This window comes from Streptomyces sp. CA-251387 (genome assembly GCF_050936625.1).
Classification (GTDB): Bacteria; Actinomycetota; Actinomycetes; order Streptomycetales; family Streptomycetaceae; genus Streptomyces.
In genome coordinates this window covers 666,906-685,635 of the sequence record NZ_JBNJMJ010000001.1, presented here as the reverse complement: position 1 = coordinate 685,635, position 18,730 = coordinate 666,906, and the positions used below count along the sequence as shown (strand labels likewise).

At 68.9% G+C, this 18,730-nt stretch carries 14 protein-coding genes; 4 read left to right on the top strand and 10 right to left on the bottom strand.

Going from position 1 to position 18,730, the window contains the following annotated elements; all coding sequences use genetic code 11:
* Positions 1-215: 215 nt before the first annotated feature.
* The gene (locus ACQEV2_RS03015) at positions 216-1,400 is read left to right on the top strand and encodes a PucR family transcriptional regulator (RefSeq protein WP_433036226.1); all 1,185 of its coding nucleotides are present in this window, start codon (positions 216-218) and stop codon (positions 1,398-1,400) included.
* Positions 1,401-1,588: 188 nt separating this feature from the next.
* A complete protein-coding gene (locus tag ACQEV2_RS03010) occupies positions 1,589-4,006 on the top strand; it encodes a SpoIIE family protein phosphatase (RefSeq protein WP_433036224.1) in 2,418 nt (805 codons plus the stop codon).
* A gap of 15 nt (positions 4,007-4,021) precedes the next feature.
* On the opposite strand, the gene ACQEV2_RS03005 is transcribed toward ACQEV2_RS03010, so the two are convergent.
* The 7 genes from ACQEV2_RS03005 to ACQEV2_RS02975 all read right to left on the bottom strand — a co-directional run bounded on the left by ACQEV2_RS03005 (position 4,022) and on the right by ACQEV2_RS02975 (position 10,987).
* Complete coding sequence (locus ACQEV2_RS03005) at positions 4,022-4,354, bottom strand: putative quinol monooxygenase (protein ID WP_433036222.1); 333 nt, start codon at positions 4,352-4,354, stop codon at positions 4,022-4,024.
* A 21-nt stretch (positions 4,355-4,375) separates the two neighbouring features.
* On the bottom strand, positions 4,376-5,458 hold the full coding sequence (locus ACQEV2_RS03000; RefSeq protein WP_433036220.1) for an ABC transporter ATP-binding protein: 1,083 nt from the start codon (positions 5,456-5,458) through the stop codon (positions 4,376-4,378).
* Position 5,459: 1 nt separating this feature from the next.
* The gene (locus ACQEV2_RS02995) at positions 5,460-6,548 is read right to left on the bottom strand and encodes an ABC transporter ATP-binding protein (RefSeq protein ID WP_433036218.1); all 1,089 of its coding nucleotides are present in this window, start codon (positions 6,546-6,548) and stop codon (positions 5,460-5,462) included.
* Complete coding sequence (locus tag ACQEV2_RS02990) at positions 6,545-7,390, bottom strand: carbohydrate ABC transporter permease (RefSeq protein WP_433036216.1); 846 nt, start codon at positions 7,388-7,390, stop codon at positions 6,545-6,547. The genes ACQEV2_RS02995 and ACQEV2_RS02990 overlap by 4 nt, the downstream gene beginning before the upstream one ends.
* Positions 7,387-8,265 (bottom strand): carbohydrate ABC transporter permease, encoded by an 879-nt coding sequence (locus ACQEV2_RS02985; RefSeq protein WP_433036214.1) that lies wholly within the window; start codon positions 8,263-8,265, stop codon positions 7,387-7,389. Before ACQEV2_RS02985 ends, ACQEV2_RS02990 begins: the two co-directional genes overlap by 4 nt.
* 76 nt (positions 8,266-8,341) lie before the next feature.
* Positions 8,342-9,943, bottom strand: coding sequence for an ABC transporter substrate-binding protein (locus ACQEV2_RS02980; protein WP_433036212.1), 1,602 nt, complete (start codon positions 9,941-9,943; stop codon positions 8,342-8,344).
* Positions 9,944-9,961: 18 nt separating this feature from the next.
* Positions 9,962-10,987, bottom strand: coding sequence for an NAD(P)-dependent alcohol dehydrogenase (locus tag ACQEV2_RS02975; RefSeq protein ID WP_433036210.1), 1,026 nt, complete (start codon positions 10,985-10,987; stop codon positions 9,962-9,964).
* A gap of 182 nt (positions 10,988-11,169) precedes the next feature.
* On the opposite strand from ACQEV2_RS02975, the gene ACQEV2_RS02970 reads away from it, so the two are divergent.
* The gene (locus ACQEV2_RS02970) at positions 11,170-12,954 is read left to right on the top strand and encodes a sigma-54-dependent Fis family transcriptional regulator (protein WP_433036208.1); all 1,785 of its coding nucleotides are present in this window, start codon (positions 11,170-11,172) and stop codon (positions 12,952-12,954) included.
* A 160-nt stretch (positions 12,955-13,114) separates the two neighbouring features.
* Here the strand turns inward: ACQEV2_RS02970 and ACQEV2_RS02965 are convergent, their stop codons facing one another.
* Together ACQEV2_RS02965 and ACQEV2_RS02960 are read right to left on the bottom strand one after the other, a co-directional pair.
* Positions 13,115-14,731: a cation acetate symporter gene (locus tag ACQEV2_RS02965; protein WP_433036206.1), complete on the bottom strand. Its 1,617-nt coding sequence runs from the start codon at positions 14,729-14,731 to the stop codon at positions 13,115-13,117.
* Positions 14,728-15,231, bottom strand: a complete 504-nt coding sequence (locus tag ACQEV2_RS02960) for a DUF485 domain-containing protein (protein ID WP_433036204.1) — start codon at positions 15,229-15,231, stop codon at positions 14,728-14,730. The genes ACQEV2_RS02965 and ACQEV2_RS02960 overlap by 4 nt, the downstream gene beginning before the upstream one ends.
* A 337-nt stretch (positions 15,232-15,568) precedes the next feature.
* On the opposite strand from ACQEV2_RS02960, the gene ACQEV2_RS02955 reads away from it, so the two are divergent.
* A complete protein-coding gene (locus ACQEV2_RS02955; protein WP_433036202.1) occupies positions 15,569-15,961 on the top strand; it encodes a VOC family protein in 393 nt (130 codons plus the stop codon).
* Between the two features lie 120 nt (positions 15,962-16,081).
* On the opposite strand, the gene katG is transcribed toward ACQEV2_RS02955, so the two are convergent.
* Positions 16,082-18,271 carry a catalase/peroxidase HPI gene (gene katG, locus ACQEV2_RS02950; RefSeq protein WP_433054158.1) on the bottom strand — a complete coding sequence of 730 codons (2,190 nt, stop codon included), beginning with the start codon at positions 18,269-18,271 and terminating at the stop codon, positions 16,082-16,084.
* Positions 18,272-18,730: the final 459 nt, after the last annotated feature.

Here is an 18,730-nt window from a genome sequence, read left to right as displayed (position 1 = left end):
CGGTCTCCGCACGGTTCGTCGGGATGGGGCGGTGGCACAAGGGCGGCTGTGAGCACGGTCGATCGGCGCATGGTCGCGGGCACGTCGATGCGGGCACCATCTGCCGCCGTGCCACTGTGCTTTCGGCGGCTGCGGGTTGTCGACGGCTCCGCGGCCAAGGCGGCAGGACCGCATATTGTTCACTTGCACAACGGCCGGTGCCGGAGGTCAGGCTCGTGCGCGGACAGCCGGGCGCGGAGGCGCCCCTCGAACGGGTCATCGCCGCGATGGCCGCGCAGCAGAGCCACGTGGGCGGGCGGTTGCACGCGGATCTGGCCGAGCACATGCCGTCCTACCGCGCCATCCCGCGCGAACTCCTGGACCAGATCTGGCATCGCCACTTCCGGCGGGCTCTCACGGTGCTGCGCGAGGGAACGGTGCCCGCTCCGGAGGACTTCGACGAAGCCGACGTGGCCCGGGACCGGGCCGCCCGGGGCGTGCCGCTCAGCGACGGACTCCGCGCTTTCCGCCGGGCGTTGAGCGCGATACGGGATCTGTTCCTCGCCGAGGCGAGCGAACGCGGGCTGGACCCCGGCCTCGTCGTCGACCGCACCACGTGCCTGTGGGAGCTCGCGGACGTCGCGAGCCTGCAGATCGCCGCCGTCCACCGGCAGGCGGAGGTCGCCTCAGCCCTGTCCGACGCCCGCCGCCGCGCCGACTTCCTGCGCGGACTGCTCTACGGGACGCTGAGCGCCGCGGAGATCCACAGCGGTGCGGCGCTCTACGGACTGGACCTGTCACGACCGTACCGGGCCATCACAGCCGTACCGGACGGAGACCTCGGTCCGGAACGGCTGGAACGCTCCCTCGAGTCCCCCAGCCGCAGGAACGGCCGACGCGCGCTGCTCACCGTGCTGGGCGAGGCCGTCGCCGGGGTCGTCGAGGCAAAGCCGGAGACCGGCGACTTGGAGGTGACGGCGGGGCTCGGCCCGCCGACGGACCTCGCCACGGCGCACCGCTCCTTCCGTGCCGCCGGCAGGCTGCTGGACGCCGCCCGCGCGTACGGTCTGCGCGGCGTGTACGACCTGGGCGACCTGTCCTGGCGGGTGGCCGTCGTCGCCGAACCGGAACTCGCCGAGTTGCTGCTCGACCGCTGTCTGCGCCCCCTGGAGGCGGAGGGTGAGTTCGGAGCCCTCGTCGAGGAGTCGGTGCGGGCATACCTGGAGAAGGGACGGCACATCCGCGAGGTGGCCCGCAGCGCCCACGTCCATGTCAACACCGTGCGCTACCGGCTGCGCCGTTTCGAGGAGCTGACCGGGATGAGCCTGGACGCTGCGGACACCGTGGTGGAGCTCAGCTGGGCCCTGGCGGCACGCGAGCTGAGGACACCTCCCCGGGGTCCGGCGGCACCTTCTCCATGAGCGGGCACGGTGCCCGCTGTGACGCGCATGTCCGCCACCCGCGTCACGCGGCGGGCGAGGCCGCGGTCTCACCGGGTTCAATAGGCTTACATGGCATCAGCAGGTGAGCGCGTATCGAGGAACGTCCCGCCACCGGCCTGGAACGTCGGCGACCGGGGACAAGGCGGTGTCCAGCGGTGGAGAAGCGGATGACGGAGCTCAGCGACCACGACGATCCGTTCGCCCTGCAGCTCGCCGCCCTGGCGGTGCTCGACGATCGGGGAACCGTGGTCGGATGGAACCGGCGGGCCCAGGAACTGCTCGGCCATGCGGACACGGCCGTGATCGGTCGTCCGGCGTTCGAGGTCCTTGTCGATCCCCGCGATCTGCCGGCGGTCAGGGAGGCCGCGGCGAGCTGCAGGAGCGCCGGCGGCTGGTTCGGGGTGCTCAACGTGCGCCACCGCGACGGGCGGCTCGTGGAACTGGGGCTCAGGGCCCATGCCCTCTCCCGTGACGGCCACATCCGTGAGTGGTTTCTCGCCGGGGCGCCCGTGGTCGACGTCCTGGAGTGGCAAAGGGACCGCGGGGTGCTCGAGGGGTTGTACCGCCGGTGCCCGATCGGTCTGGTCGTCCACGGCCCCGATCTGAGAATTCTCCGGGTCAACCGGGCCATCGAACGGTTCAGCGGCGTCCCGGCAGCACAGTTCCGGGGGCTGCCGACCGGCAGTTTCCTCGTCCCCGACGACGCACGCAGGGCCGTGGACCGGGTGCGCCAGGTGATGGAGACGGGAAGGCCGACGGTCTACTCCGAGCAGTTCGTTCGCCTGGAGTGGGATCCGGCGCGGGAGCGGGTCGCGATGGTCTCGTCCTTCCCGATGGAGGATGCGTCGGGCCGCATCCTGGGTGTGGCCGAGATGATCGAGGACATCACCGAACGCCATCGGGCCCAGCGCCGGCTCGCGCTCCTCGACCAGGCCGGCAGCCGGATCGGAACCACCCTGGACGTGGCGGAGACCGCCCGGGAACTCACCGAGGTGATGGTGCCCCACCTCGCCGACCACGCGTCGGTGGACCTGCTGCAGTCGGTGACGCGTGGTGAGGAGCTGGCGCAGGCGCTGGCGGAGCCGGTGGTACGCGTGGGCGTCAGCGGGGTCGGCGCCCAGCAAACCGGCCCGCCCCATCCCCACGGCGTTCCGGTGGACTTCGGGCCTGACACGCCGCAGGCCAGATGCCTGGCCGAGGGCGAGCCCGTCCTGGAACCGGTTCTCCCGCCCGAGTGGTACTCCACGCGAGGCCGCCACGGGGCCCACCCTCCGGAGCTGAGCGCCCACTCGTTGATCGTGGTCCCTGTCTCCGCGCGGGGCCTGGTGCTGGGCGTGATGACCCTGTGGCGTTCGCGCCGCCCAGATCCTTTCGAGGCGGCCGATCTCACCCTCGCCCAGGAACTCGCCTCGCGCGCCGCCGTCGCCATCGACAACGCCCGGCGCTTCACTCAGCAGCAGCAGACCGCGTTCGCCCTGCAGAGCAGCCTGCTGCCCCGGGCGGTTCCGGACCAGTCGGCCGTCGAGGTGGCCCTGCGCTATCTGCCGGCCAGCGCGGCCCCGGGCCTGGGCGGCGACTGGTTCGACGTCATTCCCCTGTCCGGGGCCCGGGTCGCCCTCGTCGTCGGTGACGTGGTGGGACGCGGCATCCACGCCGCCGCCACGATGGGCCGACTGCGGACCGCCGTACACACGCTCGCCAGTCTCGACCTGGAACCGGACGAGGTCCTTTCCCGCCTGGACGATCTGGTCCTGCTGCTGGCGGCCGAACAGGAAGCGGCCGGCGAACAGCCGGTGGGGGAGCAGGTCGTCGGTGCCACCTGCCTGTACGCCGTGTACGACCCGGTCTCCGGGCGGTGTTCCGTGGCCCGCGCCGGCCACCCGCCGCCGGTGGTCACCGCTCCGGACGGACAGGTGGCTCCGCTGGACCTGCCGGCCGGCCCACCGCTCGGCCTGGGCGGCCTGCCGTTCGAGGCCCGGGACGTCGAACTGGCCGAGGGCAGCCTGCTGTGCCTGTACACCAACGGGCTCATCGGCGAACGCCACATCGATGCCGACGTCGGCCTGACCAAGCTGTGCGCGGCGCTCACCCGCCCCGCGGACGCGCTGGAACGCACCTGCCAGGCGGTGGTCGACTCACTCGTGCCCGCGCGCCCCGGCGACGACGTCGCGTTGCTGATCGCGCGCACCCGCGTGCTGCCACCGGACAACGTCGCTTCCTGGCGGCTGCCGCTGGAGCCGGCCAGTGCCGCCCGGGCCCGCGCGCTGACCTCGGCCAAGCTGAGCGAATGGGGCCTGGAGCACTTGGCGTTCACGACCGAGTTGATCGCCAGCGAACTGGTCACCAACGTCTACCGCTACGCCAGTGGACCCGCGACGCTGCGGCTGATCCGTGAACGGTGTCTGGTGTGCGAGGTCAGCGACACCAGCCACACCTCACCCCATCTGCGCCACGCCCGCACCACCGACGAGGGCGGGCGCGGCCTGTTCCTGGTGGCCCGGATGGCCGAACGCTGGGGCGCCCGCTACACCCGCGAGGGCAAGACCGTCTGGACCGAACAATCACTGGCCGGCACGTTCACCTGACCGTTCCAGGCCTTGCTACTCCTGGCCGGGGACCGCCATCTCCCCCAGCAGCGACCAGTCGTCCTGCGGAACGTTCATGTTGACGATGCGCGGCGTCTCGACCAGATGGGGCGGCAACGTCCGCTGTGCGGCCTTGAAGTGCGCGGACTGCACATGCGCGGCCCCGGCCTCGTCGTCGCGGAAGGCCTCGACCAGGACGTACTCCGTCGGGTCCGCCACACTGCGCGACCAGTCGAACCACAGGCAGCCCGGTTCGGCGCGCGTGGCCCGGGTGAAGTCAGCGGTGATCTCGGGCCAGCGGTCGGCGTGCTCGGGACGGACTCGGAACTTGGCGGTGATGAAGATCATGGGGATTCCTTCGATGACGAGTCATGACGACTGGAGTACCAACTGGCCGTCCGCGTAAGGAAGAACCTTGGCGCGCGGCAGATGGACCAGGACCTCCTCGCCCACCGGAATTCCCTCCTCCCGCGGCGTCTTGGTCCTGACCAGCTGCCCGGCCACCTCGACCTCGAGCACGCGCTGCGCGCCGTGATCCGTGACGCCCCGCAGTCTGCCGGGGAAGGTGTTGGGCCCGGGGTCCGTGACGATCTTGACATACTCGGGCCGGACGCCCACCTGTACGTCGTTCGTGCCGTGCGGGATGTCCCAGGCGGCGGACAGTGTCCGGCCACCGAGTGCGAGGGATCCGCCGCGGTGGTCCACGGTCAGGAAGTTCATCGCCGGTGAGCCGATGAAGTAGCCGACGTAGCTGGACGAGGGAGCCTCGAAGAGCTGTTCCGGTGTGCCCTGCTGCACGGCACGGCCGTCCTTCATCACCAGCACTTCCTGCGCGAAGCTCATCGCCTCGTACTGGTCGTGCGTCACATAGATCACGGTGGGCCTGAACTGCTCGGTGATCTCCCGGATCTTGCGCCGCAGCAGGTGCTTCAGCTGCGGGTCGATGACGGTGAGCGGCTCGTCCATCAGTACGGCCGCGACGTCGTCCCGGACCAGGCCGCGGCCGAGGGAGATCAGCTGTTTGTCGTCGGCGGTGAGCCCGCGGGCGGGCTGCCTCAGCCGCCGGTGCAGGTCCAGGGCCTCGGCGACCTGCCGGACCTTGGCGTCGATCCTCGCCGTGTCCCAGCGTCGGCACTGCAACGGGAAGGCGAGGTTGTCATAGACCGTCATCGACCGGTAGATGACGGGGAACTGGAAGACCTGGGCGATGTTGCGGGCCTTCGTGGGCAGGGCGGTGACGTCGGCCCCGTCGAACAGCACCCGCCCCCGGGACGGTCTGACCAGGCCGGACAGGATGTTCAGCAGCGTCGTCTTGCCGCAGCCCGACGGGCCGACCAGTGCGTACGTCTTGCCGGACTCGAAAGTCAGGTGCAGCGGCTTGAGCGCCCACCGCTCCTCCTCGACACCCGGCGCGTACGCGTGCCCGACGTCGACGATGTCCAACTGCGCCATGTCAACGCCCTTCCACTGAAGCGAGATCGTATGAGGGTGTCCGCACGAGCGTTCCGTGCTCGTCGAAGGCGAACAGCCGGTCGGGACGGAGCCGCAGTTTCACCAGGTCGCCGAGAGCGAGGTCATGGATGCCCTCGATCTGTACGACGAAGGGGCTCTCGCCGACGACCACGTGCACGAAGGTCTCGGAACCGGAGATCTCCACGAAGGTGACCTCGCCCTCGACCCCGCCGGCGGCCAGGGCGACGTCCGTGGCGCGCAGTCCGAACCGGTAGGCGCCGTCGGGCAGATCGGCCAGGTGAGCGGAGACATGTGTGGCCTGGAACCCGGACACCGTGACCTGGCCGCCCTCGATCCGGCCCGCGAAGATGTTCATGGGCGGGTCGTTGATGATGGACGCCACCGTGGTGGTCGCGGGCCGTTCGAAGACCTCCTGCGGGGTGCCGGTCTGGAGGATCCGCCCCTCGTGCATGACCAGCACCACATCCCCGAGCATCATCGCCTCGGCGGGTTCGGTGGTCGTGTAGATGACGATCGTGTCCCCCCGGTCCGAGAAGAGGGTCTTGAATTCGTCGCGCAGTTGTTCGCGCAACTTGTAGTCGAGGTTCGCCAGCGGCTCGTCGAGCAGGAGGACGCCGGTACCGCGCGCCAGGGCCCGGGCCATGGCGACGCGCTGCTGCTGGCCGCCGGAGAGCTGGGACGGCTTGCGCTTCTCGAGGTCCGCGAGCCCCACACGCGCCAGGCTCTGCCGGACCCGTCGCTCGATTTCGTCCCGTGGCAGCCCGGCCCGCTTCAGCGGAAAGGCCACGTTGTGGAACACGTTGAGATGCGGGTAGTTGATGAACTGCTGGTAGACCATGGCGGTGTCGCGCCGCCACACCGGCGTCTTCAGGAAGTCCGCTCCCGCCCGGGTCAGGGAGCCGGAGTCCACGTTCTGCAGGCCGGCCAGGACCCGCAGCAGTGTCGTCTTCCCGGCCATCGTCCGGCCGATGACGGTGTGCAGCCGCCCCGGTTGGAAGGTCGCGGTCACGTTCTTGAGGTGGTCGACGCCGTCGACGCTCAGGCACAGATCAGTGGCGTTCAGGTTCATCGGACCGCTCCCGACAGGTTCCCCTTGGACAGATAGCGCTCCACCCAGATGGCGAGCAGGACCAGCGGTGTCACACCGAAGAGCGCGGCGGCGGACAGCGTCCACCACGGCGGAATGGAGGAGTTGAGGGCGACGACCGCCTGGGGCAGGGTCTGCACCTCGGTGAAGGTGAGGCGGAAGGCGAAGAAGAAGTCGTTCCAGCCGAACACGGCGCAGAACATCGCCGCCACCGTCAGCCCGGGCAGGGAGTTCGGCAGGATCGCCCGGACGAAGGTCTGGAACGGGCCGCAGCCGTCCAGCATCGCCATCTCGTCGATCTCCCGCGGGATGCCGTTGAAGAAGTCCACCATCACCCAGACCGCGATGGGAAGCAGCAGGGCGATCGTCACGATGACCAGGCCGGGGATGCTGTCCAGGAGGCCGCCCCACTGCAGGAGGTAGAAGAAGGGGATCACCAGCACGACCGGCGGCATGATCCGTTGGGATACGAAGAAGAAGACGATGTCGCCGTTCTTGATGAAGCCCAGCCTGAACCGGTAGCGGGACAGTGCGTAGGCGGCCAGCGACCCCAGGGCCAGGCTGATGGCGGACGCGGCGAGGGTGACGATCGCGCTGTTGACGAAGGGACGGATCACATCGACACCGCCGGCTCCGCCGAAGATGTTGCGCCAGCCGGTGAGGGTGGGCTCGTACTGCACCCAGGGAAGGTAGGTGGGGCCGCCCTGGACCGCGTTGGCGTTCTTGAAGCTGGTCGTCATCGCCCAGAAGAACGGTCCCGCGACGAAGCAGGCCCACAGCGCGATCACGGTGTACTTGAACAGGGGATAAAGGCGTGACCTCATGAGGCCCCCTCCAGCTTGAGGGCCCTGGTGAGCAGGGCGGCGACGACCGTGAGCGTGACGCTCATCAGCACCAGGTAGAGCAGGGACATCGCGCCGCTGTACCCGGTCTGCTGGTCCCTGAGCCCCTGGATGTAGAGGTAGTAGCCGGGGGTCTCCGTGGAGGAGCCCGGCCCGCCGGAGGTCAGGACGTAGACGCTGTCGGAGAGCTTGGACGCCTCGATCAGCCGGATGACGACCGCCGCGACCGAGACCGGCGCCATCAGCGGGAAGGTCACCTTCCAGAAGGTGCGCCAGGTGCCCGCGCCGTCGATGGCGGCGGCCATGAACGGCTCCTTCGGCAGGCTCAGCAGGCCGGCGAGCAGCAACAGGAACATGAAGGGCGTCCACTGCCAGACCTCGACCGTCATCAGCGCGACCAGCGCCGGCCCGGACTCGGTGAGCCAGGGAATCCCGGTCAGGCCCAGCATGTCCAGCAGATCGTTCGCCGGCCCCAGCGACTCATGGAAGATCGTCTGCCATATGGCCGCCATCACCACGGGCGTGGTCATCATGGGGACGAGGAACAGCACTCGCCAGAATCTGCGTCCGCGTACCTCGCGCCAGACCAGCAGGGCCATGCCGAACCCGATGACGTACTGGATCAGGACCGTGCCGCCCGCGAGCAGGATCAGCCGGGTGATGGACGCCCAGAAGCGGCTGTCGTGCAGTACGGCGGTGTAGTTGGCGCCTCCTATGAAGTCCAGGTAGGGGTTGCTGACGTTCCAGCCGGAGAAGCTGACGCGGATGGTGAACAGCAGCGGGAAGATGACGATCAGAAAGAGCGTGAGCAGTCCCGGCAGCAGGAACATGCTCTTGTGCCGGCGCAGGCCGTCCATGGTTCTCCTTGCGGAAGGGGGCGGGCGCCCCCGGGTGGCCGGCCGGTCCGGCCACCCGGGGCGTCCTGCGGTCGGATCAGGAGTTGTCCTCGAGCGCGACCACATCGCGATAGGCGCGCTGGACCTTGTCCTTGCCGATCTGGCCGGTGATCTTGGACCACTCCCGGGCCACGCCGTCCAGCGCCCGCTGCGGCGACTCCTGGCCCGCCACGGCCGACGCGACGCCGTTGGCCAACGCGGACATGTACTGGTTGACACCGGGAACGCGCAGGTCGAAGACGCGGTTGCGGCTCTTCTCCATGCCGGAGAGCGTCAGCACGTACGACTCGGCGACCTCCTTGTCCCAGCCCTGCTCCTGCCAGAACATCGGGTCGAAGTGGGCGTAGCGGTACGGGTTGACCCCGAAGCGGCCGATGGTCAGGTCGAGGGCGGTGTTGGCCTCGTTGCTGAAGAAGCACAGGTAGTCGAAGGCCATCTGCTGGTGACTTGAGGCCTTGGCCACCGCCGAGGTCCATCCCCAGGTGAAGTAGGGCGCCTGGTTGGCCTTCTTGTCCCACGACTTCGTGGTGCGGTTGTAGACCTCGGAGGAACCCGGCAGCGGCGCCGCCCGGACCTCGTTACGGATCCTGCTGTCCGGCTGCTGGGCCTGGATGAAGGCGTCGTCCCACGAGTACGACATCAGCGTCTGCCCGCCCCCGAAGGAGAAGATCTCGTCTCCCAGGCCGAAGTTGGCGCCGCCGGGCGCCCAGCTGGACTCGGCCTTCACCATGTCCTCCAGGGCGCGGACGAAGCCAGGCGTGTTGATCAGCGGCTTCATGGTCCTGACGTCGAAGAAGACACCGCCCTCGACGTCCGGGTTCTTCACGTACGGCGCCGCCCGGCTGATGAACGCGGAGAACGTCAGGTCGTCGCGCTTGGTCACTTCGGCACTGCCGTAATTGCGCTTGCCGTCACCGTCGAGGTCCTTGCCGCTGAAGAACTCGGCTATCTGCTGGTACTCGGACCAGGTCTCGGGTACGCGCAGTTCCTTGCCCGTGGCCTGCTGGTAGGCCGCCTTCCACTTCGGGTCCTTCAGCACATCGGTGCGGACCTTGAGGTAGTGCCGGTCACCGTCCACCGGGTACTGCACGACCTTCCCGTTCCAGGTCGCCACGTCCATGTAGGCCTTGGTGACGTCCTTCATGCCGGGGGTGTCGAGGTACTCCTGCGGCACCGGTTGCAGATACGGGGCCATGTCGCCGATCCACAAGGATGGGTAGAACATGACGTCGTACGCCGGCTGGCCCGCCTGAAGGGGCGTCAGGATCTTCTGGTGCAGCTCGCCGAAGGGGACGTTGACGACCTCGACCTTCCCGCCGGTGATGTCCTCGAACTGCTGGGCGTGCAGCTGGGTCGGCTCGCCGATGACCGGAACGGCGTGGCTGATGATCTTGAGTGTCTGGCCGGAGTAGTCCTTGCGGCTGATCGATTCGTAGCTGCAGGGCCCGGGGACATCCTTGACCTTGGTGGCCGGGTAGTCCTTGCCGTACTTCTGGTAGCTGATCTCCGAGCCGGACTTGAAGAGCCCGGCCTTCTCCTTGGGCTTCTGCTGGGCCTGGTTCTGGGCGGTGCACGCGGTGGCGGTCAGGGCGGCGACGGCCGCGACGGCGACCACGGCCCGGTACGGTCTGCTGCGCATGGGGCTTCTCCTGCGGTGTCAGGGGACCAAGATCGCTCGGCCGCGTACGGCCCCGGCGTCCAGGTCGTCGAGGGCCTGCTGGAAGGAGGCGAGGGGGTAGCGCTGGGTGTGCAGGGTGACCTTGTCCTGGGCCGCGAGGACCATCAGTTCGGAGAGGTCGTTGTAGGAGCCCACGAGGTTCCCGATGAAGTTGATCTCGGTGGAGATGACGTCGATCGTCGGCACGTGGAGGTGGCCGCCGTATCCGATGACGTAGTAGTTGCCGTTGCGGCGCAGGCAGGCCACGCCCGTCTCGACGGCACCCCCCTCGCCGACGAAGTCCAGGACGGCCTCCGCCCCGTGCCCCGAGGTGAGGTCCCGTACGCGGTCGGCTTCGGTTCCGTCCGCGACGAGCGTGTGGTCGGCGCCCAACTCCTTGGCCAGGGCCAGGGCCTGCGGGCTGCGGTCGATGACGATCATCTCGGCCGGCGACAGGGCCCGCAGCACCTGGATGCCGATGTGCCCGAGCCCGCCCGCGCCGATGACCACGACCCTGTCACCCGGTCGCAGAACCCGGGCCGCCTTGGCTACGGCGTGGTACGCCGTCAGCCCGGCGTCGGCCAGGGCCGCCACCGAGGCCGGCTCCAGGGACGGAGCGAGGGGCACCACCGAGCGGGCGGTGGTCTTCAGGTACTCGGCGTAACCCCCGTCGGCGTCGATGCCGGGGAAGGCCGAGTTCATGCAGTGCACGTCGTCGCCGGCCCGGCAGGCGCGGCACAGACCGCACGTCACCAGCGGGTGCAGGATGACCGGGTCACCGACCTGGACATGGGTGACGGACTGGCCGACCTCCGCGACCCAGCCGGCGTTCTCGTGGCCGATCGTGTACGGCAGGGTGACCCCGCTCTTGTCCTTCCACTGACCTTCGAGGATGTGCAGATCGGTCCGGCACACTCCGGCGCCCCCGATCCTCACGATCACATCGAGCGGGCCGGTGATCTGCGGATCGGGCACGTCCACGAGCACGGGCGGCTCGTCGTACTCGATGACCTGCACGGCTTTCATGGCGGCTCCCTGCGAGTCGGCGGGTGGGTGGTGCGCCGATTACACAGGCCGCCGTTCGCGGGCCGATGTCTCAGAAATCGTCCGTGGATGTCTCAATGTGATACACGCCGTAGGCGTCAGGCCGTCGGGCTGGTCCAATCACTGCATTGAGGGAACGTGACGAGCCCAGTACGGGAGTGTTAATGCCCCGCCACCAGCCAGGAAGCTCGCTGAGAGCCGCCAGAGAGCTCTACCTGGAAGTCACCAAGGACCCCAGCGCCCGGCCGCTCGTGGTGGCCTCGTGGCAGCGCTCGTTGGAGCACAAGGTGAAGTCGGGCAGCCTCGACGCTCCGTACCTGGACAACCCCAATCTCGACAGCCCCCTCGCCAGGGCGGCGCTGCCGATCCTGGACCGGCTGCACGAGCAGCTCGCCGACGACCCGGTCTCCATGATGATCACGGACCGGAACGGGGTGGTGCTGTCCCGGAAGGTCTCCCACGAAGGGCTGACGACGAACCTCAACCGCGTAGGGCTGGCCCCGGGCCATGTGTTCGCCGAGCGCTACGTGGGCACCAACGGCATCGGGACCGCGCTGGCCAGCGGCCGCCCGGTCATGATCGCCGGAATGGAGCACTACGTCGAGGCGTTGCGGGACTTCCACTGCGCGGCCGTACCGATCCTGCATCCCACCCGGTGCACGCTGCTGGGGGCCTTCAACCTCACCACCATCCGTCAGGGCTCCGACGGCATGCTGATGGCCTTCGCCCGCTCGGTCGCGGCCCAGATCGAGGGTGAGATCGCGGCGATCACCTCGCGGCGCGAGCGGGCCCTGTTCCATGACTACCTGGAGGCGTGCTCCTCGGTGCGTCCCGGCCCCGTGCTGGCCCTGAACCGCGATGTCGTCATGATGAACGAACAGCTCAGCACGGCGGTGACCGGGCCGGATCACTACGCGCTGCTCGACCACGCCCGCGAGATCGCCGACAGCCCCCGCACGGAGGGGACGCGCAGCCTCGCCCTTCCCTCCGGACGGGTCGCCGAACTCAGGGTCAGTCGCTGTCGGCGCGAGGACAGCGACGCGGGCGCCGTCTTCCGAGTCCGGCTGATCGGACGCCCGCAGCCGGGTCCCGCGGTTTCCGCCACGCCCGTCCGGTCCGGCCTGGCACTGGTGGGCTCGTCCCCGAACTGGCTGCGCGCGGTCGCCGACAGCCGGGCGGCGTTCGTCGCCGGGACGTCACTGCACCTCCTGGGCGAGGCCGGTGCCGGCAAGAGGACGCTGGTCGAGGCCCTGCACCGGGCCCACGGCGCCGGACGCCGGCTGGAGATGACGCAGCCGCCGCTGTCCGAGGCGCCGGCCGTCACCGAGGCCTGGCTGCACGACATCGGAGAGCTGCTCGCCGTGCCGTCCAACGTGGTCGTCCTGCGCGACGTTCACCTGCTGGGCGACCAGCTGCGGCAGCGGCTGAGCAATCTGCTGACGCACCTGGACGGCACCGCCCACGGGCAACTGGTCCTGACCAGCCAGCCGTCGATGGTCAGCACCGATGACCGGCTCGACCAGCTGTGCGGTGCCCTGGTGGAGGTGCCGCCCCTGCGCCATCGCCCCGGGGACATCGAGCACTTGGCGCGGTTCTTCCTGCGCAAGTACCGGCCGAGCGGTGAGAGCGGGTTCGCCCCGGATGCCCTGACCATGCTGCAGCGATGCCCCTGGCCGGAGAACGTCCGGCAGCTCGAGTCGGTGATGCGCGGGCTGGCGCGGCGGCCCTCCGGCCCGATGATCCATGCCGAAGACCTCCCGCCGGAATGCCGGGTGGCCTCGCACAAGGTCCTGACCACCATCGAGGCGCTGGAACGCGACGCCATCCTGCGCGGATTGATGGACCACAACTCCAACGTCCAGCGCACCGCCCAGGACCTCGGCATCTCCCGCGCCACGATGTACCGCAAGATGCGCCGTTACGGCATCGTCCCGTCGAGCCTGGCCTGACGGGCCGCCTCCGGGGCGTCGGACAGTCGTGGCGTGCCGGGCTGCCGGAGGTCGCCGTCGGGGCCGCGTACACCGCACCGCGACGACGGGACCTGGGCCGCTGGGCGGACCACGGCGGCGGCCCCGAAGCCGCTCGCGCAGCCCGCCCGCGTCGCCGTGGTCAGTCGGCTGCGGCGAGCAGCCGTGCCTCGCTCTCCTCGTACAGCCGCCGGTTCTCACGGCTGTCGGCGGCGCGGCGCCGGTGGTCCAGACGGCTGCCCAGCCAGCCCGCGAGGTAGCCGAAGGGGACGGAGACCAGTCCGGTGGACTGCATGGGGAACAGGGCGAAGTCGGCATCCGGGAAGACGGCGGACGGCATGCCCGAAACGGCCTTGGAGAAGACCATCAGCACCAGCGCGCAGGCCGCGCCGCCGTAGAGGGTGGCGAGCAGGCCGGTGCGCGTGAATCCGCGCCAGAACAGGGAGTAGGTGAGCGCGGGTGCCACCGCCGACGCTCCCATGCAGATGGCCAGCGTGGTCAGCACGCCGACATTCCAGTTCTGGACGAGGGTGGCGAGCCCGATGGCAACGGTTCCCACGACCACGCTCGTCCACACCGCCACCGTCATTTCCGTACGCGGCTCCGCCTGACCCCGCCGTGCCACATGGGCGAACAGGTCGTGGGCGAGCGACGAGGCCGCGGCCAGGGTCATCCCCGCGACCGACGACAGCAGGGTGATGAACACCATGCCCGCCACGGCCGAGTAGAGAATCGTCGTGCCCGTGGAGCCGGGTGCCCCGCCGAGCACCTGCGACAGCATGAGCACCGACGTCCTGCCGTGTGGGTCGGCCGCGATGATGGACCGCGAGCCCACCAGCGCCGCCGCACCCGTCCCCATGATGATCACGAGCAGGCAGAACGTGGTGACGGTGCCGACCGCCCACGACATGGAGCGACGCACGGCCGGCACGTCCTGGGCGGAGAACAGACGCATCGTGATGTGGGGCAGGCAGGCCACGCCGAGCACCACAGTGATCTGGAACCCGATGAAGTCCATCCGCTCACCGGCCGAGGTACCCAGCTGAAGGCCCTGCTGGAGGAAGGCGGGGCCGGCGCCGCTGCCCTGCTGGGCGGCCCGGAGCATGTCGCCGAAGCTCCAGTCGAAGCGGTTCAGCACCAGGACGGCGACGACAGCGCTGGTGGCGAGCAGGAACACGATCTTCACCATCTGAACGAGCGCGGTGCCTCGCATGCCGCCGAGCGCCGCGTAAATGATCATCAAGCTGCCGACCATGACGATGCTGCCCGTCCTGGCGCCTGCCACGTGCGGGAGGTCCAGGATGAAGGTGAGCAACGACCCGGCCCCGGAGAGCTGGACGATCAGAAAGGGCACGGTCGCGGACAGCGTCACCACGCAGGCGGCGACGCGCACGGCTCGCCCGGGCATGTTGCGGGCCAGGACGTCACCCATGGTGAACCGGCCGGCGTTGCGCAGGGGTTCGGCCAGCAGGAACATCAGCAGCACCAGGGACAACGCGGTGCTGACCGCGAGGACGTAGCCGTCGTACCCGGTGAGCGCGACGATGCCGGTGGTGCTCAGCACCGTGGCCGCGGAGATGTAGTCGCCCGCGATGGCAAGGCCGTTCCTGAACGGGGTGAGCGAGAGGTAGCCGGTGTAGAAGTTCGTCAGGTCGTCGCGGTCCGGCCCCGCCATCACGCACATCATCAGCGTGAGGGTGACAAGGACGGTGAACAGGAGAAGGACGCCGGCCTGCGTCCCGGAGCTGAAGTCGTTCATCTCGCCACCCCGGTGTTTCTGCCGGCGGTGACCGTCTGCTCCCTGACGGCGCGGGCCAACGGATCCACCGAGCGTTGGGCGCTGCGTCCGTACCAGAAGACCGCGAGGAAGGTGACGACCAGCTGGAGGAGTCCCAAGGCCATGCCCAGGCTCAGCTCTCCGGCGATCTTGGACCCCATCAGGTCCGGGGCGCCGCAGGACAGCACGACGTACAGCACGAAGGAGCCGAGCGCGGTGAGCGTGGAGACCCGGCGGAGCAGGCGGTAGGCCGAGCGGAGGGCGGCGAGGTCGGCGCCGTGCCGAGGAGTCTCCTGTGCGTACGGCTCGTCCCAAGGGGCTTGCCCGTACGGGTCGTACCGCGGGGCGTCGTACTGGGGGGAGTCGTACCGCGGGGCGTCGTAGCGAGGGCCTCCGTACCCGTACGACTGTGGATCGGTGGGCGGCCGGCGCCATCCCGGGGACGCTGATGGCGGATACCGGTTCTCGTCGGGGTATGTCATCGCCTGGCCTTCCACTACGGCTCGGATCCCTGGAGGTGAACGGGGAGAGATGACTCAGCGGCGCACCATACCGACTGGTTGGGATGTCTTAAAGTAGGCGGTGGATCACGTTTCGAAGTCGATGCGGACGAGGCCGGCACCGGGTGGTGATGTCGGTGGTGCGACGCCGATTTCGCCGTCCGTCGGCGGAGCGCACGCGGCGGTCGGCCGTCGCTTCGTGAGGGTGAAGGGCGCACGACCATCCGGACGTGGCCCGCGTGGCGGGCGTTCGACCCTCGTGCGTGTGGTGTGCCCTGAGAGTTCGGGGGACGGCTCACCCGTGAAGGAGACACACGGCATGTTCGGACAATCGCAGGCGTTCAGTGGCTTCGCTGTCGACGACCTCGGCAAGGCCCGCCGGTTCTACGGTGAGACTCTCGGTCTCCAGGTGGAGGAAGCGGGGCAGGGGGACATGGCGATGCTGACCCTCACCCTCGGCAGCGGCGCGCGTGTGTTCGTCTACCCGAAGGAGACGCACACCCCCGCGACGTTCACGATTCTCAACTTCCCCGTGGACGACATCGAGGCCGCCGTCGACGAACTGGGGCGGCGCGGCGTGAACCTTGAGCGCTATCCCGGATTCGACCATGACGAGAAGGGCATCGTCCGGGTCGGCGACGGCGGCCCTGCGGCGATCGCGTGGTTCACCGACCCCGCCGGAAACGTGCTCTCCGTGCTCCAGGAGAACTGACCGGCGGGGCCAGAGGGCGCCCTGGGCGGCGGGCACGCGTGCTGTGGGCGCGTGCCCGCCATGAGAGTGCTGCGGGAGCTGTGAGCGATGCGCGGCACCGCCCCGACCGGGACATCGGGTTCAGGAGAGGTCGAACCGATCGAGGTTCATCACCTTGTTCCACGCGGCCACGAAGTCACGCACGAACTTCTCTCCCGCGTCCTGGGACGCGTAGACCTCCGCGACGGCTCGGAGCTGGGAGTGCGAGCCGAAGATGAGGTCGACCGCGGTGGCGCTCCACTTGAGCTCGCCCGTGGCACGATCCCGGCCTTCGAACACGTTCTCGTCCGAAGTCGACGCCTTCCACTCCGTGCCCATGTCGAGCAGGTTGACGAAGAAGTCGTTGGTCAAGGTCTCCGGCCGGTGCGTGAAGACCCCGTGGGGGGCTCGCTTGAAGCCGGTGTTCAGGACCCGCATGCCGCCCATCAGCACCGTCATCTCGGGGGCGGTCAGCGTCAACAGGTTGGCGCGGTCCAGCAGGAGGGTCTCCGGCGACAACTTCTCTCCCGCCCGGAGGTAGTTGCGGAACCCGTCGGCCCTGGGTTCGAGCACGGCGAACGACTCCACGTCGGTCTGCTCCTGTGAGGCGTCCGTGCGCCCCGGTGCGAACGGGACCGTGATATCGTACCCGGCGTTCTTCGCGGCTTGCTCGACGGCCGCGCACCCGCCCAGGACGATCAGGTCGGCGAGCGAGACCTGCGTTCCGCCGGCATGGGAGAGGTTGAAGTCCTGCTGGAGCTGCTCCAGCTTCTGCAGCGCCTCGGCCACCTCGGGCAGGTGGTTGACCTCCCAGTCCTTCTGCGGCGCGAGCCGGATCCGTGCCCCGTTGGCCCCGCCACGCTTGTCGGTGCCGCGGAAGCTCGCCGCCGACGCCCAGGCAGTGGTGACCAGCTGGGAGACGGACAGTCCGGACGCGACGATCCTGCTCTTGAGGGCGGCGATGTCCGCGTCCCCGACGAGTTCGTGATCGACCTCGGGGACGGGATCCTGCCACAGCTGCGGTTCTGGAACCCACGGGCCGAGATAGCGCGTGACGGGTCCCATGTCGCGGTGCAACAGCTTGTACCACGCCTTGGCGAACGCATCCGCGAGCCGGTCCGGGTTCTCGTGGAAGCTCTTCGTGATCGGGCCGTAGACCGGATCCAGCTTCAGCGCGAGGTCCGTCGTCAGCATCATGGGAGCGTGCCGCCTCGAAGGATCATGAGCGTCGGGCACCGTGTCCTTGGCTGAAGGATCCGTGGGAGTCCACTGCTTGGCACCGGCGGGGCTCGTCGTCAGCTCCCAGTCGTACCGGTACAGGTTGTCCAGGTACCCGTTGTCCCACCTGGTCGGCTCGGTGGTCCATGCGCCTTCGAGCCCACTGGTGAGGGTGTCGGCGCCCTTGCCGATGCCGTACGTGTTGCGCCAGCCGAGGCCCTGCTGCTCGAGGGGGGCGGCCTCGGGTTCCGGGCCGACGTACGCCGGATCGACGGCGCCGTGACACTTGCCGAATGTGTGCCCGCCGACGATGAGCGCGACCGTCTCCTCGTCGTTCATCGCCATGCGCCCGAATGTCTCGCGAATGTCCCGGGCGGCGGCCAGCGGATCCGGGTTGCCGTTGGGCCCCTCCGGATTGACGTAGATCAGTCCCATCTGCACGGCACCGAAGGGAGTGGCGAGTTCCCTGTCGCCGCTGTAGCGCTCATCTCCGAGCCAGGTGTCCTCCGGCCCCCAGAAGATTTCCTCGGGTTCCCAGATGTCCTCTCGTCCGAAGCCGAACCCGAACGTCTTGAACCCCATTGATTCCATGGCACAGTTGCCGGCGAAGACCAGAAGGTCGGCCCAGGAGATTTTCTGGCCGTACTTCTGCTTGACCGGCCACAGCAAACGGCGCGCTTTGTCGAGACTCGCGTTGTCCGGCCAGCTGTTGAGGGGGGCGAAGCGCTGAGCCCCGCTGCCGCCACCGCCCCGGCCGTCGGCGACACGGTACGTGCCCGCGGCGTGCCAGCTCATCCGGATGAACAGCGGCCCGTAATGGCCGTAGTCGGCAGGCCACCAGTCCTGCGACGTCGTCATCAACTCGAAGACGTCCCGCTTCAGCGCGTCGAGGTCGAGGGTCGCGAACTCTCTCGCGTAGTCGAAGTCCTCGTCCATCGGATTCGAACGGGACGAGTGCTGGTGGAGAATCTGAAGGTCCAGCTGATTCGGCCACCAGTCCCGGTTTGTCCTGGGCCGAGTCGACGTGGGGGTCGGGGAGGCGATTGCTGGGTTTTCGCTTTCGCTGCCGGACACGTACGTCCTTCTTTCTGTCTCGGTGTTTCCACACAGAATGCCGATGATGGTGATGTGTCGGCGTCCGTATGGTCGCGCACCGCAGACTGCACCGCTACGAAACACGCAGAGCACCCCCGCACAACAAAGGCGCGAGAGGGCGGCCCGCTTTTCTGCTCCGGTGCTCAGCTGTTGCTTTCCGGTACAAGCCGAAACTGCGTCCCGGGATCTCCTGTGAAAACCGTCGGGGGCGTGGCGGCCGGGACCGGTCCCGGCCCACCAGTGGTCGCATGTGCTGATGTCGGGAGTGCCCGCCTGGTCACCGGCCGGGGTCGGCCCACAGGTCACGGAGCGCGGAGGGTTGGATGAGAAGTCCGGTACGTCAAGGTGTCATCGCTTTGGCCGCAGTGGCTCTGGTGGCCTCATGCACCGCAGGCCCGACAGGGGGACACGGCAGTGGGGCGGGCACCGGTTCGCCTT